The sequence below is a fragment of the Sphaerisporangium siamense genome (assembly GCF_014205275.1).
GTDB lineage: Bacteria > Actinomycetota > Actinomycetes > Streptosporangiales > Streptosporangiaceae > Sphaerisporangium > Sphaerisporangium siamense.
The window spans coordinates 6,591,490-6,606,189 of sequence record NZ_JACHND010000001.1; the positions used below are offsets into that span (position 1 = coordinate 6,591,490).

Here is a 14,700-nt window from a genome sequence, read left to right on the forward strand (position 1 = left end):
CCACAATGTGGAATACACGGAAGGGCGTGCCCATGACCGTGCCCACGACCACACCGCTCGGCACCGCGGAGGCGATGCTCACCGCCGTCGTCGAACGGCGGCTGGACGGCGTGCTGGAGACCTTCTCCCCCGCCGACGACGCGTACGTCTTCGTCGAGGGACCGCGCTGGACCACCCACGGCGGCGACCGGATCAAGGCCGGGTGGGAGGCCTACTTCAAGACGTCGATCCGCATCAACGGGTTCCGCTGGGTCGAGGGCCCGTTCACCTGGGAGAGCGACACGCTGGCCCAGGTCGTCGGCGTCGTCGACTACGACATCATGGGCGACGGCAAGGCCGGGCGGCTGCGCATGCGCATGACCTGGCTCGTGCGCCGCGAGGAGGGCCGCTGGCGCATCGTCCACGAGCACGGCTCCCAGCCGCTGGCGGACCCCTACGGCGCGGGCGACTGGTGGCCCGAAGGCGCCACCCCGCTCGCGTGACCGGCGCGACCCCGGCCGCGCACGGCACCGCGGTTCCGGCACCACGAAAGGAACGTCCTTTGATCAGCGAGCTTCGCGTGGCGACGGTGGCCGTCGCGGACCTGGAGCGGTCCTGCGCCTTCTACGCGGACACGTTCGGATACGTCCGCCTCGGCGAGGGGACGGTCGGCGGCCCCGCGGCCGAGCGCGCCTGGCAGATGCCGCCCGGCCTCACCGGGCGCGCGGTCGTGATGGGACCGGAGGGCGCGACCACCGGGCTGCTGCGCCTGGTCGGCTTCGACGCCCCCGGCGAGCCCTACTGGGGCGACTACTCCCGCGCCCAGGACTACGGGCACTACGCGCTCAACATCCGGGTGCCCGAGATCCGCACGGCGATCGCCCGGCTGCGCGGCGCGGGCGGCCGGTCCAAGTCCGAGCCGACCCACTGGACGGTGATGCCGGACCTGTCGGCGTGGGACTCGCTGTCCTACGACCCCGACGGGGTGATCCTCGACGTCTTCGAGCTGGAACCCGGCGAGGCCTCGCTCCTGGCCGGCTACGACGGGCGGCCGAGCGAGCTGCAGACGGTCGCGATGCACGTGAGCGACGCCCGCGCGTCCGCGGCCTTCTACCAGGGGCTGGGATACGCCGAGCTGTACGAGAAGCTGATCGAGAGGATGGAGTCCTTCTTCCGGCTCCCGCCGGAGACGGGGCTGCACAACATCAACCTGTACATGCCCGGCGACACCCTCACCGGCCGCGTGGAGATCGCGCAGTACGTCGGATTCCCCGGACGTGACCAGCGGGACCGCGCCGTACCACCCCGCCTCGGGATCCTGTCGGTGTCCATGGAGACCGACGACCTGGACGCCACGTCGGCGCTGGTGACGAAGCTCGGCGGCGAGCCGGTCTGCGAGCCCGTCGAGCTGGACCTGCCGCCGTACGGGCCGGCCCGCGTCCGGACGTTCTTCGGCCCGGACGGCGAGGTCCTGGAGTTCTACCAGTGCGGGTGAGACGGGCCGCGGGCATACCGGTGCCGGTAAGGCGGATCACGGGCACATCGGTGCTGGTGACGCGGGTCGCGGGCATGCCGGGGAGGCGCGGATGAGCGGCGGAGTCGCACTGGTGACCGGCGCGGGCAGCGGGATCGGGCAGGCCGTCGCCGACTCCCTGGCGGCGGCCGGGTACACGGTGGTGTGCGCCGGACGGCGGCTCGCCCGGGTCGCGGAGACGGCCGAGGCGATCCGCGCCCGCGGCGGCGCCGCGACCGCCGTCGCCCTCGACGTCACCGTGGCCGAGCGCGTGGACGCCGTCATCGGCGACGTCGCCGCCGAGCACGGCCGGCTCGACGTGCTCGTCAACAACGCCGGGGTGTTCCGCAAGGGCGAGGTCCTGGAGTTGTCCGAGGACGCGTGGCGGGAGACCATCGAGGCCAACCTCACCGGCGCGTTCCTCTGCGCCCGCGCCGCCGCCCGCCTGATGACCGCGCAGGAGCCCGTCGCGGGCAAACGCGGCCAGATCGTCAACGTGAACTCCGGCGCGGGCCTGCGCGGCTACCCCACCGGAGCCGCCTACTCGGCCTCGAAGTTCGGCCTGCTCGGCCTCTCCGACACGCTGCGCGCCGAACTCGCCGGCCACCTGGTGAAGGTCACCGACCTGGTGGTCGCGGCCATGGTCGAAAGCGAACTGTCCACCCGCCGCGACGTCACACGACTCCCCGCCACGGTGGTCGGCGACCTGGTCCGGAACCTGCTCGCCCTGGAGGGCCCCGCCGTGGTCACCCGGCTGGACCTGGGTCAGCTCCCACTCCGGTGAGCGTCACCGACCCTCCTTCCGGTTCGGGCCGTCGGCCGGCGCGTCACCGCCCACCCCGGTGTCGAGGGGGACGGCCTCCCGCCGTCGCGCTTGACATCCTCCACGGCCGAACCGCCTTGTGCTCAGCCGGTAGAAGGGCCGTCCAGGAAGGCTTCGCCGCCGCGGTCCCCCAGGTGCCGTGGGCTCGCGGACTCCGAGTCCTGCTGTCCGATCGTGGCGGACCAGCTGGCGAGGAGCCTCAGCCCGTCCTCGGTGGTGGTTCCAGGTGGCGCGCTGTAGACGACCACGCTCAGGCCGCTCTCATCCGGCAGGCGCATGGGCTCCTGGTCGAGTTCCAGGCCGCCGACGAGCGGATGGGTCAGGCGTTTGATGGTCTGGCGGAAAGCCTGCACGTCGTGGGATCCCCACAGCACGCGGAAGGCGTCGCTGCGGGTGCACAGTTCACCGATCAGGTTGGACAGTTCCGGATCGGAGGAGTCCCTGCCCGCCTCGACGCGTAGCGCGCCCACGGCGAAGCGGGCCATGCGTTCCCAGTCGGTGTAGAAGCGCCTGGCCACGGGGTTGAGGAACGCGAACCGGGCGACGTTCGCGCCACAGGCCGGGTCGGCGTACATGTCCGAGTACAGGGCCCGGCCCAGCGGGTTCGCGGCCAGCACGTCGAGACGGTTGTTCATCACGTAAGCCGGCAGCTCCGGTATGCCTTCGACGATCCGCGTCACGCTCGGCCGCACCGCCGGCCGCACCTCCCGCTGCCGCGCCCGCGCGCCGGGCGCCGGTCCCGCGGCGCGGGCGAGGTCGTACAGGTACATGCGCTCGGTGTCGTCGAGCCGCAGTGCTCGGGCGAGGGCGTCCAGCACGCTGTCGGACACTCCCTTGAGATCGCCGCGCTCCAGGCGCGTGTAGTACTCGACGCTCACCCCGGCGAGCGTGGCGACCTCCCCCCTGCGCAGTCCGGGCACCCGCCGCTGACCGTAGCTCGCCAGCCCCGCCTGCTCGGGAGTGATCCTGTCGCGTCGGGAACGGAGAAACGCGCTGACCGCGTCCCGGTTGTCCATGGGGACAGGCTAGGCGAACCGTGCGGCGCGTGGAGGGCCCTGCCGGTACCCCTCACGACAAGGACTCCCCCGCCATGGCCGTCCGCCGTTCCATGGTGCGGACGGCGTCCCCCGCACGATCGACGTCTGCACCGAGAACGGCCACCTTCTATCGACCGCCAAGTCCATCTTCTTTCAGAACCTTTGTGTCACCGCAGCGGAATTAGAAACACCGAGTTTCGGAGGGTTCCTTGAGAAAATCGTCATATATCGTGCCGGGATTACGCGGCCGTTCCCCCGATTCACCGGCGCGCTTACGTCGCCGGGGGTGGGCGCTTCTCGTAGTGGTGATGTTCACCGCACTCACCGCGACGGTGATCGTCACCGATCCGGCCATTCCGGCCGCGCAGGCCGCGCCGTTGTCACAGACACCGATCATCTCCAACAACATGCAGGGCTCGGATCAGAGGAACGCCGGCGCCAAATGGACGACAACGGTCAGGGATTACGCGCGGTCCAGCGCTGTGGTGCTGCTGCAGGAGGCCGGTCCCACCCCGCCGGGTAACAGCGATTTCGTGGAGAACATCGAATGGGACCCGCAGCGTCCGGGCCGGGCGGGCTATGTGCAGCATCACACCTGGCAGCTCGACAGCGACCGCAATGACCCGAACGTGTACCACGTCTACTTCCTCCAAACAGACCCGATGAACGGCAGATGGGAGGGCGGGCGGGTCAACCTCGCGATCGTCACCCGCCATCAGGCCGAAGAGGTCCAGGTGCTGCGCAACTTCCATGCCGCCCCTGACGCCCGGCCGACCCTGGGCGTACGGTTCGGGAACACCTGGTACTACACCTTCCACGCCCTCTCAGGCGGGGGCGCCGACGCCGCGTCCATGGTGCGGGACGTGGCGGCGACGGCCACGAACGCGGGAGAGCACTTCGTGATGGGCGGTGACTTCAACACCGACCCCGACGTGCTGCAGACCAGGGTCAACTACCCGAGAGGACAGGTGCGGCGCTTCACCACCGGCCTGGCCACTCACCAGAACGGCGAGGAGTACGACTACTTCATCGGCGACAACGGCACCTTCGCCCAGCAACGGGCTCAGCGGTTCAACGGCGCGTCCCCCGACCACTACGCGGTCGGGATCGGGCCGTTCCGCTCCCAGCAAACCCAGACGCGGATCGACCTGATGCCGACGGGTGACGCGATGACCCGGGGCGGGAACGGCAGTGTCTTCTACAACTACCGGCGGCCCCTGTACGAGGAGATGGAGAAATACAACTACATACACGTACAGCGCTCGCGCGGCCGTCAGATGAGCGCGGCGGTGGCCGCGGCGGACGACGAAATGGTCCGGCTCGCGCCGTCGCTGGACATGGTGGGCACGCAGCGCGACGGTGACATGCCCGACCCCGACCACGAGGGATACCCGGAGCACGAGATCGACCAGATCGCCGAGCGGGTGGACGACACGGTCGCCCAGTTGCGGCCGAACGTGGTGACCTTGCTGGCCGGCACCGAGGACGTGGCGCATGACGTCGACGCGGCCGGGGCGCCCGGCCGGCTGGGGCGTCTGATCGACCAGATCATCGAGGACGCCCCCGACGCCACGGTCCTGGTGGCCACCCTGCCCCCGGCCGCCCACCCCGCCATCCAGGCCCGGATCGAGGAGTTCAACCAGCGTGTCCCGGAGGTGGTGGCCCAGCGGCGGGCGGCGGGCGAGCACGTCTCGCTGGTGCTGATGAGCCACCTGTCCACCGACGACCTGTCCGACGACGGCCTGTACCCCAATGAGACCGGTCAGCGGAAGATGGCATCCGCCTTCGTCGACGGCATCGTCGACGCGTTCCTGGCCGGCTGGATAACCACGGACTCCGGCACCGAAACCGAGGAGACCGCGGATACCCTGCGCCCGATGGGGCTGGGGTCGTCCAGCACCTATGGCGAGGGCAGCTCGGACGGCAATGGCTACCGCGACAGCGCCGACCAGGGATTCAGCCAGCTGGCCGACCGCAACGCGGAGAAAACCGGCCGGTCCGGCGGATCCTCGCTCGCCGGCAAGAGGGCCGCGAGTGCCGTCGACGACACCCCGCGCGTGGACTGGGTCGGTTCCGTACGGGTGGGGAAGATGGCCGACCGGGAGGTCGAGGGCTGGCGGGGGCTCCGGATCCACGAAATCGCCAACAAGGCGACATGCGCCGTCAAGACCTACCAGCCCAACCTGATCACCCTCATCGCCGGCGGCAACGACGTCATGCAGAAATACCAGCTGGACGGCGCGATCGGGCGGCTGGAGTCCCTGATCGAGCAGGTCGCCTTCGATGATCCGGGGGTGGCCGTCCTGGTGGCCGGCATGCAGCCCTTCCGTGATCCGGCCGACGATCCCGGCAGGAACGCGCGGGGGCAGGCGTTCACCGCGCAGATCCCCGCGATGGTGGACCGGCTCGTGGGGCGTGGCCTGCGCGTGGTGTACGCCGACACGACCGCGCTGACCCTGTCCGATATCGGCCATGATGGCATTCACCCCACCGACGGGGGATACGACAAGATCGCCGCGGCGTTCGTGAAGGCGGCGGGTCAGGCCAACGATCGAGGATGGCTCCGCAGGGCGCGCCCGCAGGCGCCGGACGCGGGGTCCGATCCCTGCGGGATGCGGGACGACGGCGACGGCATAGGGACCGGGGGAAGCGACCCGAACAAGCTGGGGCAGGGCTGGGAGGACCGCGGCGTCATCCAGGCCCGGCAGTACCCTTCCTCCTCGCGCTTCTGGATGGTCGACATCAACAAGGACCGCAAGGCCGAGTTCGTCGCGGTGGACAAGGACCAGAACTTCCGGTTCTGGTGGAACAGCGGACCCTCCGGCAAGGACTGGACCCCCTTCGTCGAAGGACAGAACTCCTACAAACCCAAGGCCGGGGCGGTAGGCAACATGCTGCGTTTCGGTGACGTCGATGGTGACGGGTTCCCCGACTGCATGGTGGTCTGGCTCACCGGCACGGTGGAGGTCTCCACTTGGAAGGCCGACAACCCCTCCGGTTCCCGCATGTGCATGAACAAATACGGCGGCGAGGCCAGCGTCTTCGACGAGGGGTCACGCGGTGAGATCCTGTACACCGATCCGAGCACGAAGATCCGGTTCGCCGACGTCACCGGGGGCGGCCGGGACGACTACCTGCTGATCAAGCCGGACGGCACGACGACCGCCTGGTACAACCGCGATTTCCAGACCAAGGACGGCCGCAAGTGGCTGGACTGGGCCCCTCCGGCGAAGATCGGCGGCGCTCTGGCCAACCCCCGGGAGATCCGCTACGCCGACATCAACGGCGACAAGCGGGCCGACCGGATCCTGATCACGGCCAAGGGTGGCGCCCGCGCCTGGATCAACGACGGGGCCACGGGGGCGGGCGGCGCTTATCGCGACATCGGCAGGATCGCCGGTGACGCCGACGTGCCCCCCAAGGACGTCCAGTTCGCCGACGTGGACGGCGACGGCAAGGCCGACTTCCTGCGGATCGGCTGGACCGGCGTGACCCACGCCTGGCTGAACAAGCTCCCGGCGAACTACTTCGGCACCTTCCACCCGTAGGCCCGACCCGCGGTTGCCCCGCGGCGCCGCCTGGTCCCCCCCGGTGACCAGGCGGCGCTCTCGTCGGCTCGCCTCGCGCCCCAGACCGGCGATCTCGGAGCGACCGGGGGTCGTCCGGGCAGCCGGCCCACGCGGCCGTGCCGGGCATGCCCCGAACGCCAGGGCCAGACCACGACGCCCGTCAGGCAACGCCGGCCCGCATCTCCCGCACCGGTCCACCCCGCGCCGACCGGCTCCTCACACAGTGAGCTCGTCCAACGCGGCGAGGAGTCTGGCAGCGCCGCCCCTGCCATCGTGGTGGAACGGCGGCGAGGCGGTCTCGCCGGAGGCCAGGAACGGGTCTCCGGGCGGATCGGCGACGACGACCGGGGTCCGGAGCTCGGCGGGCCACGGGCCGCCGAGCGCTGCCCGGAAGGCGGTCCCGTAGCAGGGCCACGCCTTGACGATGTCGAGGACCCTCATGTGCAGGTCGTCCGGGTCGAAGACGCGGGCGGCCGCGCGCAGGGCGCCGTCGCGGACCAGGTGCCAGGCGCGCAGCAGGTGGACGCCGTGGTCGTCCGGCACGAGGCCGGGAGTGCGCCGCGCCGCGAGGTCCGGGGTCACGACGCGGGGGTCCGGGGGCGCGGCGAGCGCCAGCGCGTGGACGCGGTCCGGGTGCCGGGCGGCCACGGCGGCGGCGATCACGGCGCCCGCGCCGCCACCGTACAGGTCCACCGTGTTTAGACCGAGCCCGTCGAGGACGTCCACGACCGCCCCGGCCAGCTCGTCCAGATCCGTGGTGAAGGGATGGCGCGGCTCGGAGTCGCCGGTGCCCGGCAGGTCGACGGCGACGACCGGGCGGCTCGCGGCGGCCCCCTCCAGCAGCCTCCGCACGGCCCGCCCGGAGGCGGGGGCCGGGGGCAGGACCACCAGCGGTCTGGCCCCGGACGGCGGCGCGGCCCACCTGACCAGCGACGCGCCGGTCCGCGCCGGGACGTAGCGCCGGGCCGGCGTGCCGGTGACGGACGGCGCGGGCGACCCCGGCGGCTCGGTCATCCCCCCGGAGCGCACGGCCGCGTGCTCGCCGACCAGGACCGCCAGACGCGCGGGGTCGCCGCCGGAGGGCTCGGTGCGGGACCGGGTGGTGGGGATCCTGGACAGGTGGGCGTGCAGGGGGTCGTCGGGTGAGGCCAGAATCAGGGTCGGGACGGTGAGCCGTGCGAGCAGGGGAACCGGGTCGCAGATGAACGCGGCCCGGTAGGCCAGCGGGTACGCGTCGCCGGCTTCGAGCAGGCCGGTCGTCACCTCGTGCAGCCGCTCGGGGGACGGCATCGCGGCGGCGGGCAGCCGGGCGGCGGGCTCCTCGCGGTACCACGGCCAGTACAGGTACATGTTGCGCACCTGGTGCCAGGCCGAAACCAGGTGGGCGCCGTCGCCGCGCGGGCGGACCGGCGGCAGGTAGTTGGCGAGCTGGTCGGCCCGCTCCTCGGGCGTCGAGACGCCGAGGCCGTCCAGCACGAGGGAGGCGACCCGGCCGGGGTGTCCGACGGCGAACGTGAGCGCGATCTTGGCGCCGGTGTGCGTGCCGTAGAGGTGGACGCGGTCCAGGCCGAGCGCGTCGAGCGTACGCCCGAGCGCGGCGGCGTAGTCGGTCATGTCCGGGTCGGCGACGGGGAGCCGGTCGGAGCCGCCGTGGCCGGGCGTGTCGAGCGCGTACACCGTGAACCGGCGGGCCAACTCCCCGGCGAGGCCGCGTAGGGGACGGTGGTCGCCGGGCGAGGCGTGCAGCAGCACGATCGGCGCGCCCCGCCCGGCCCTCGCGTAGTGGACCTGTAGCCCACCCGCCGTCACGAAGTGCCGCTCCATCCCTGGATCGCCTCACTCACCACAGCCGCCGTGTCACTTGCCGGCCTCGACGGTGGTCCAGCCCTTGTCGTCCTTCTTCCACTCGTAGACGTGGATGTCGTCCATGCCGAAGAACTCGTGCTTCTCGGGGGAGATGGAGTTGCCGGACGGGGTCTCCTGGTCGGAGATCTCCAGCTTGTCGAGCGCCGCCGCGACCGCGTCGGGGTCGAGGGAGCGGGCCTGCTCGGCGGCCTTGGTGTAGGCGAGCACGCAGTCGGCGGCGATCTCGGCGGCCTTGGGCGACTCGGCGCCGGTCTTGGGGCCGGCGTTCTTGCCGAAGCGCTTCTCGGTCTCCTCGATGTGCCGCCGGTAGCCGGGCTTCCAGGTGTCGCGGGCGTCGCGGCTCGGATAGGGGTAGTAGGTGGCGCTGAAGAGCGCGCCGTCGGCGGCGTCGCCGGCCGCCTCGACGAACGAGATGTTGCGGGCTCCGGAGCCGCCGACGATGAGGCCCTTGTAGCCGGCCTCGCTGGCGGCGGCCATGGTCTTGGCGCCGCTGGAGGAGTTGGAGATCCAGATCGCCCCGGCGTCCTTGAGCTTGTCGATGTACGCCCGGTGCGACTGGTCGTCGGGCCGGGTGGCCTCGAAGCCCTTCCAGGCCAGCCCGGCGGCCTCCGCCTGCGCCTTGACCTCGTCGGCCGTGCCCTTGCCCGCGTCGTCCCCCTCGTAGACGACGCCGATGGAGTTCACGCCCTCGGCCTTGACGTGGGCGATCATCTTGGCGACGTCGAGGCTGACGGGGTCCTGGGCGCGGAAGCCGTACTTGAGCGCGCCGAAGTCGCCGGTGGCGACCATGGGCTGGCAGTTGACCTTCCTGCCGGACTCGAACGTGCCCTTGGCCGCGTTGTAGAACGCCGACAGGGCGGGCCCCACCACCAGCCCCATGGAGTCGTCGCCGGTGAACTCGTTCGCGGCCTGCACGGCCTTGGCCGGGTCGAGCCCGGAGTCGCGGACGACGAGTTCGAGCTTGGCCCCGCCGAGGCCGCCCTTGGCGTTGATCCTGTCGACCTCCACCTTGAGCGAGTTCTCCAGCGAGACGCCCGCGACGGCGAACGGGCCGGTCATGGGGCCGATGAGGCCGACCTTCACCACCGGGCGGCCGGCGCTCCAGCCGCCGCCGGAGGTGTTCTGGGCGACTCCGGCGCGCTCTTCCTTGCCCGCGCAGGCGGTGAGCGACAACGCCGCGCCGAGGAGCGCGGTCAGCTTGCGACCGGTGGTGAAGGCCATGGGGAACCTTTCGGGGGCGAAGATCAGGACGTGATCAGGACTTCGAGGTGACGTCGGTGATGAACCAGCCGTTCGCGTCCTTGTCCCAGCGGTAGATGTGGATGTCGTCCACGTGGTAGAACTCGTGGTCCGCCGGCTTGATCGCGTTGCCGGACGGCGTCTCGGTGTCGGGGATGTTCAGCCCCGCCACGGCCTGGGCGAGCTTGTCGGGGTCGAGCGACTTGGCGGTCTCGGCGGCCTTCGCGAACGCGGTGACGCAGTCGGCGGCGATGGCCGTGCCCTTCGGCATCTTCGCGCCCGACTTCGGCCCCTCGACCAGCCCGAAGCGCTTCTCGATGGCCTCGACGTGGGTGCGGTAGCCGGCCTTCCACGTGGCGCGGTCGCGGATGTTGAACTGCAGGTTGCCCGCGGCGAAGACCGCGCCGATCGCGAGGTCCTGGGCCGCGTCGAGGAAGCTGACGTTCTGCAGGCCGGAGGTGCCGGCCATCAGGCCCTTGTACTTGGCCTCGTCGGCCGCGGCCATGGTCTTGGCGCCGCTGGCGTTGCTGGAGACCATGATGGCCCCCGCGTCCTTGAGCTTGTCGATGTAGGGCCGGTGCGACTGGTCGTCGGGGCGGGTCTGCTGGTAACCCATGTAGGTGATGCCGTACTTGGGCGCGTACTCCTTGAGGTACCCGTCCATCGCCTTGCCGGTGTCGTCGGCCTCGTAGACGAGCCCGACCGACTTGATGTCCTTGCTCTTGAGGTACTGCATCATCTTGTCGACCCCGATGTCGTTGGGGTCCTGCGAGCGGAAGCCGTACTTCAGGACACTGAAGTCGCCGGTGCCGACGCCCGGCTGGCAGTTGAGCATGCGATTCTGCTCGTAGATGCCCTTGGAGGCGTTGTAGAACGCCGACAGCGAGGGGCCGACCACCATCTTGACCTGGCTGTCGCCTACCATCTCGTTGGCCGCCTGCACGGCCTTGCCGGGGTCGAGCGCGGAGTCGCGGATGACCAGCTCCAGCTTGGCCCCGCCGATACCGCCCGCCTGGTTGATCCGGTCCATCTCCACCCGGATCGAGTTCTCCTGAAGGATCCCGAGGATCGAGTAGGCGCCGGTCATGGGGCTGATGAGCCCGACCTTGACAGTGCCGGCACCCGCGTTCCAGCCCGAGCCGCCGCCCGTCTGGCCCGACTCGGCGGCGCGCTCCTCCTTGCCTGCGCATCCGGAGAGCACCAGTGCGCCGACGGCCGCGGCCGCCACCCATCGCATTCCTGGTCCGCGCACGTGCCACCTCCTGTTCTCTTGACCCCGAGACTTCGAATTCCGCTGAGCGGAACAGCGTTACGGGGAGCCTAGGAATTCGGCCACCCCGATGTCAATGAATTGGTCTGATGTTTAATCCAGTCGCAACAGGCGCGGTCACCGCGCACTGCCACAGCTCCACGTGGATCCCGTTCGGTGTGGCCACCGCCGCGAGCCGGGCGGCCCCGTGCAGCGGCGTCACGGCCTCGAACGGCGGGCGGACCACCCGGCCGCCCGCGTGCCCGGCCCGGGACAGCGCCGCGTCCAGGTCCCCGGTGCGCACCGACCACGCGGTGTGCCCGAGCGCACGGCCCGGCCGTTGCGCGGCCCGGCGGTCCACCCCGCGGGCGGGGCCGGGGACGGTGACGAGCTCGATGCGCGTCGTCCCTCCCCCGGCGCCGGCGACGAGGGCGAGCCGGACCTCGGTGCCCGGCGGCAGGCCGGCAAGCTCCTCCAGCCCCGGCGAGGAGAACGTCACGTCGTACCAGGCCGACAGCCCCAGGCCGTCCCAGAACCGCAGCTCCGCGTCCAGGTCGGGGACGTGGGCGACGACGGAGGTCAGCTCCGTGTGCGGGCGGCCGGGGTCGACGGCCCAGGCGGCGGTGCCGCGGGCGTTCCCCGGCTGGACGAAGACGATGTCGAGGCCGTCGGGCCCGAGGCAGAACCCCTCGGTGACCCGCACGGACCGCTCCCCCAGCGGCACCTCGTACGTCGAGGGCCCGCCGCTCCACCGGTGGCCGAGCCCGGCCGTGCGGGCGTGGGAGGCGTGGATGTCGCGGGTGTAGAGGTCGACGCCGGCCAGGCCGAGGTCGAGCGTGTGGGGGTGCTCGGCGCCCGCCGCCGGCGCGGGCACCTTGAGTAAGTGGAGGCGGCCCGTGTCCGCGCCCGCCGCGGTGAGCAGCCGGGTCTCCACGTCGCCGAGCCCCTCGCCCCACAGCCGCGCCGCGTCGGCCGCCGCCACGACGCCCGCGGCGGCCACCTCGTACCCGAGCGCGCCGCAGAACAGCTCCAGGTGCGGCTCGAACGCGGCGACCCCGACGACGGCCGCCGTGACGCCTTCCACCAACGGCGGGCCGGACGTCACGGCAGGTCTCCCGCGGCGGCGCGGGCCGCGAGCCGCGCGCCGAGCAGGCGGCCGAGCGTCATCGCGGGCGTCACGCTCATACCGCCGACGTAGTTGTCCCCGGCGAAGACGTTGTTGCCCAGTACCTCGCCCACGGCGTGCAGCCCGGGGATGGGGACGCCCTCGCGGTCCAGCACGGCCAGGTCGCCGTCCACCCGCAGGCCGTCCCGGCTGAGCAGGGACGCGGCGACCGAGGTGATCCCGTAGAACGGCGGGGTCTCTATCGGCGTGGGCAGCTTGGCGCGGCCGTGGTCGGGGTCGTGCCCGGCGCGGACGGCGGCGTTGTAGCGGCGCACGGTCCCGGTGAGACCGGCGGCGTCCACGCCGAGCAGCCCGGCGAGCTCCTCCAGGGTGCCGGCGGCGGCGATCCACCGGCCGCGCGCGCACTCGGCGGCCATCCGCTCGCGGGTCCAGTCGCCCGCGCCGTTGCGGATCAGCGGCTCGGCGGTCTCGGCGATCGCCCGGTCCCAGACGACGTGCATGGCGAGGCCCGGCTGGCGCAGCAGCGCCCGCTCGCGGCGCTCGGGGCCGGTCACGTCCTCGGCGACGAACCGTTCACCGTCGCGGTTGACCCAGATCTCGTGCGGGGTCCGGTAGGCGGGGGCGAACTCCAGGAACGCCTCGCGGTAGTCGACCGCGAACCCCGGCCGGCCGGGGTCGGGGATCAGCCCCATGACCGGGATGAAATGGCCGTCGCGGCTGACGTCCGCGCCGATCTCGGTGGCCATGACCAGGCCGTCGCCGGTGGCGTGGCCGAGGCAGGCGACGAGCGCGTCCTCGCAGCCGGGGGGAAGGAAGCGGTTGCGCAGCGCGGGGTCGGCGTCGTACCCGCCGGTGGCGAGCACGACCGCGCCGCCCCGGGCGACCACCTCCCGGCCGCCGGGGCCGGTCCCGGCGACGCCGGTCACCCGGCCGTCCTCCACCAGGAGGCGGCGGATCCGCGTGCCGAGCAGCGGCAGGACCGCGCAGGATCGGACGGCCTCGTCGAGGCGGCGGCGCAGCACCCGCAGCACCGACCTGCCGAGCTCCACGCCCCAGTAGGTGCGGGGCGTCGCGTAGACCTCGTGGCCGTGGACCAGGCCGGGGGTGGCGGGGTCGAAGTCGAACCCCAGGTCCTCCAGCCAGTCGACCGTGTCTCCCTGCGCCCGGACCGTCCGCCAGACCAGGTCGCGGTCGGCCTTGCCGTGAGAGAGGCGCATCACGTCGTCGAAGTGGCGTTCCGGGGTGTCCTCGATGCCGCGGGCGGCCTGGCGGCGGCTGCCGGCGCCGCTGAACTCGCCGTTGGCGATGTGCAGCATGCCACCCATGCCGGGCAGCTTGTCCAGCAGCAGGACGCGCGCACCCGCGGCGGCGGCCTCGATGGCCGCGCACATGCCACCCGTGCCGGCCCCCACGATGACGACGTCGAAGCGCCCGAGGTCCTCGGCGGTCACCGCGCTGTTCCCGGGGGTTCGCGCAGCTCCACCTCCAGGCCGGCGGGCCCGTGCACCAGGCGTTCGCCGAGGCGCACACCGCCGTGGGCCACCAGCCGTTCGGCCATGGCGGCGGGGTCGCCGGTCGCGAACACCACGCGGCGCAGGCCGAGCGGCCGGTCCGACAGGTCCGCCGCCTCGACCCCGGTGAACGACATGATCTCGAAACGGGCGGGGGCCTGGTCGGCGGAGAGCAGGAAGGTCAGCCGCAGGCTCGCCCCTGACGGCATGCCGACCATGCGCTCGAACGTCTCGCCGTTCATCTCGCCGTCGAACAGGACGGACAGGCCGCCGCCGTCGGTGAAGAACCGCAGGGCCTGCTCGTGGTCGTCGGGCACGATGACGGCGGTGTGCAGCTCGCCGTGCAGGCGGTCCGGGTCGCCCTCCAGCGCGGGGCTGGGGCGGTGCGCGGCGCCGGCCTGCGGGAGCGTCCACCAGACGCCGTCGGAGCCGAGCGCGACGCATTCGCTCATCGTGCCCGAGCCGTAGGGATAGGTCGCGACGGGCAGGGACCGGCCGCCGGCCTCGTCGATCATGCGGGTGGTCCGCGCGAGGTCGCGGGAGTACATGCCGAGAAGGCGGGGGCCGATGTCCCAGACGCGCGGGTCCTCGACGGCCTCCGCGCCGGCGGGGGCGGGGACGAGCCTCAGGCGGCCGGTCGCGCCCGCGCCGACCCCGAGAAGCGCCTCTTCCTCATTGCGTTCGATCACGTCGAGGCCGAACGCCCGGGTGTGGAAGGCGACCGACGCCTCGACGTCCCGGCATGCGACGACGGCCTCGACGACCGCTCCGAGCGACAAACCACGTCT

The 14,700-nt window shown here is 72.0% G+C and carries 11 protein-coding genes; 4 read left to right on the forward strand and 7 right to left on the reverse strand.

Features of this window, described 5'->3' with window-relative positions:
• Positions 1–32: 32 nt before the first annotated feature.
• The 3 genes from BJ982_RS30125 (at position 33) to BJ982_RS30135 (ending at position 2,276) form a co-directional block, all read left to right on the forward strand.
• Positions 33–482 (forward strand): YybH family protein, encoded by a 450-nt coding sequence (locus tag BJ982_RS30125; RefSeq protein ID WP_184885612.1) that lies wholly within the window; start codon positions 33–35, stop codon positions 480–482.
• Positions 483–541: 59 nt separating this feature from the next.
• Positions 542–1,474, forward strand: coding sequence for a VOC family protein (locus BJ982_RS30130; protein ID WP_184885614.1), 933 nt, complete (start codon positions 542–544; stop codon positions 1,472–1,474).
• 91 nt (positions 1,475–1,565) lie between these two features.
• Positions 1,566–2,276 (forward strand): SDR family oxidoreductase, encoded by a 711-nt coding sequence (locus tag BJ982_RS30135; protein WP_184885616.1) that lies wholly within the window; start codon positions 1,566–1,568, stop codon positions 2,274–2,276.
• 122 nt (positions 2,277–2,398) lie between these two features.
• Here BJ982_RS30135 and BJ982_RS30140 read toward each other — a convergent pair whose 3' ends face one another.
• Positions 2,399–3,331 (reverse strand): helix-turn-helix transcriptional regulator, encoded by a 933-nt coding sequence (locus BJ982_RS30140; protein WP_184885618.1) that lies wholly within the window; start codon positions 3,329–3,331, stop codon positions 2,399–2,401.
• A gap of 329 nt (positions 3,332–3,660) precedes the next feature.
• Here BJ982_RS30140 and BJ982_RS30145 point away from each other — a divergent pair, with 329 nt between their 5' ends.
• Positions 3,661–6,900 (forward strand): GDSL-type esterase/lipase family protein, encoded by a 3,240-nt coding sequence (locus BJ982_RS30145; protein WP_184885620.1) that lies wholly within the window; start codon positions 3,661–3,663, stop codon positions 6,898–6,900.
• Positions 6,901–7,137: 237 nt separating this feature from the next.
• Here BJ982_RS30145 and BJ982_RS30150 read toward each other — a convergent pair whose 3' ends face one another.
• From BJ982_RS30150 to BJ982_RS30175, 6 genes are all read right to left on the reverse strand, one after another.
• Positions 7,138–8,730, reverse strand: a complete 1,593-nt coding sequence (locus tag BJ982_RS30150) for an alpha/beta hydrolase (protein WP_184885622.1) — start codon at positions 8,728–8,730, stop codon at positions 7,138–7,140.
• A gap of 48 nt (positions 8,731–8,778) precedes the next feature.
• The gene (locus tag BJ982_RS30155) at positions 8,779–10,008 is read right to left on the reverse strand and encodes an ABC transporter substrate-binding protein (RefSeq protein WP_184885624.1); all 1,230 of its coding nucleotides are present in this window, start codon (positions 10,006–10,008) and stop codon (positions 8,779–8,781) included.
• A 34-nt stretch (positions 10,009–10,042) separates the two neighbouring features.
• Positions 10,043–11,278 (reverse strand): ABC transporter substrate-binding protein, encoded by a 1,236-nt coding sequence (locus tag BJ982_RS30160; RefSeq protein WP_184885626.1) that lies wholly within the window; start codon positions 11,276–11,278, stop codon positions 10,043–10,045.
• A gap of 91 nt (positions 11,279–11,369) precedes the next feature.
• On the reverse strand, positions 11,370–12,380 hold the full coding sequence (locus BJ982_RS30165; protein ID WP_184885628.1) for a VOC family protein: 1,011 nt from the start codon (positions 12,378–12,380) through the stop codon (positions 11,370–11,372).
• Complete coding sequence (locus BJ982_RS30170; RefSeq protein ID WP_184885630.1) at positions 12,377–13,852, reverse strand: FAD-dependent oxidoreductase; 1,476 nt, start codon at positions 13,850–13,852, stop codon at positions 12,377–12,379. The genes BJ982_RS30165 and BJ982_RS30170 overlap by 4 nt, the downstream gene beginning before the upstream one ends.
• Positions 13,849–14,691 carry a VOC family protein gene (locus BJ982_RS30175; RefSeq protein ID WP_184885631.1) on the reverse strand — a complete coding sequence of 281 codons (843 nt, stop codon included), beginning with the start codon at positions 14,689–14,691 and terminating at the stop codon, positions 13,849–13,851. Before BJ982_RS30175 ends, BJ982_RS30170 begins: the two co-directional genes overlap by 4 nt.
• Positions 14,692–14,700: the final 9 nt, after the last annotated feature.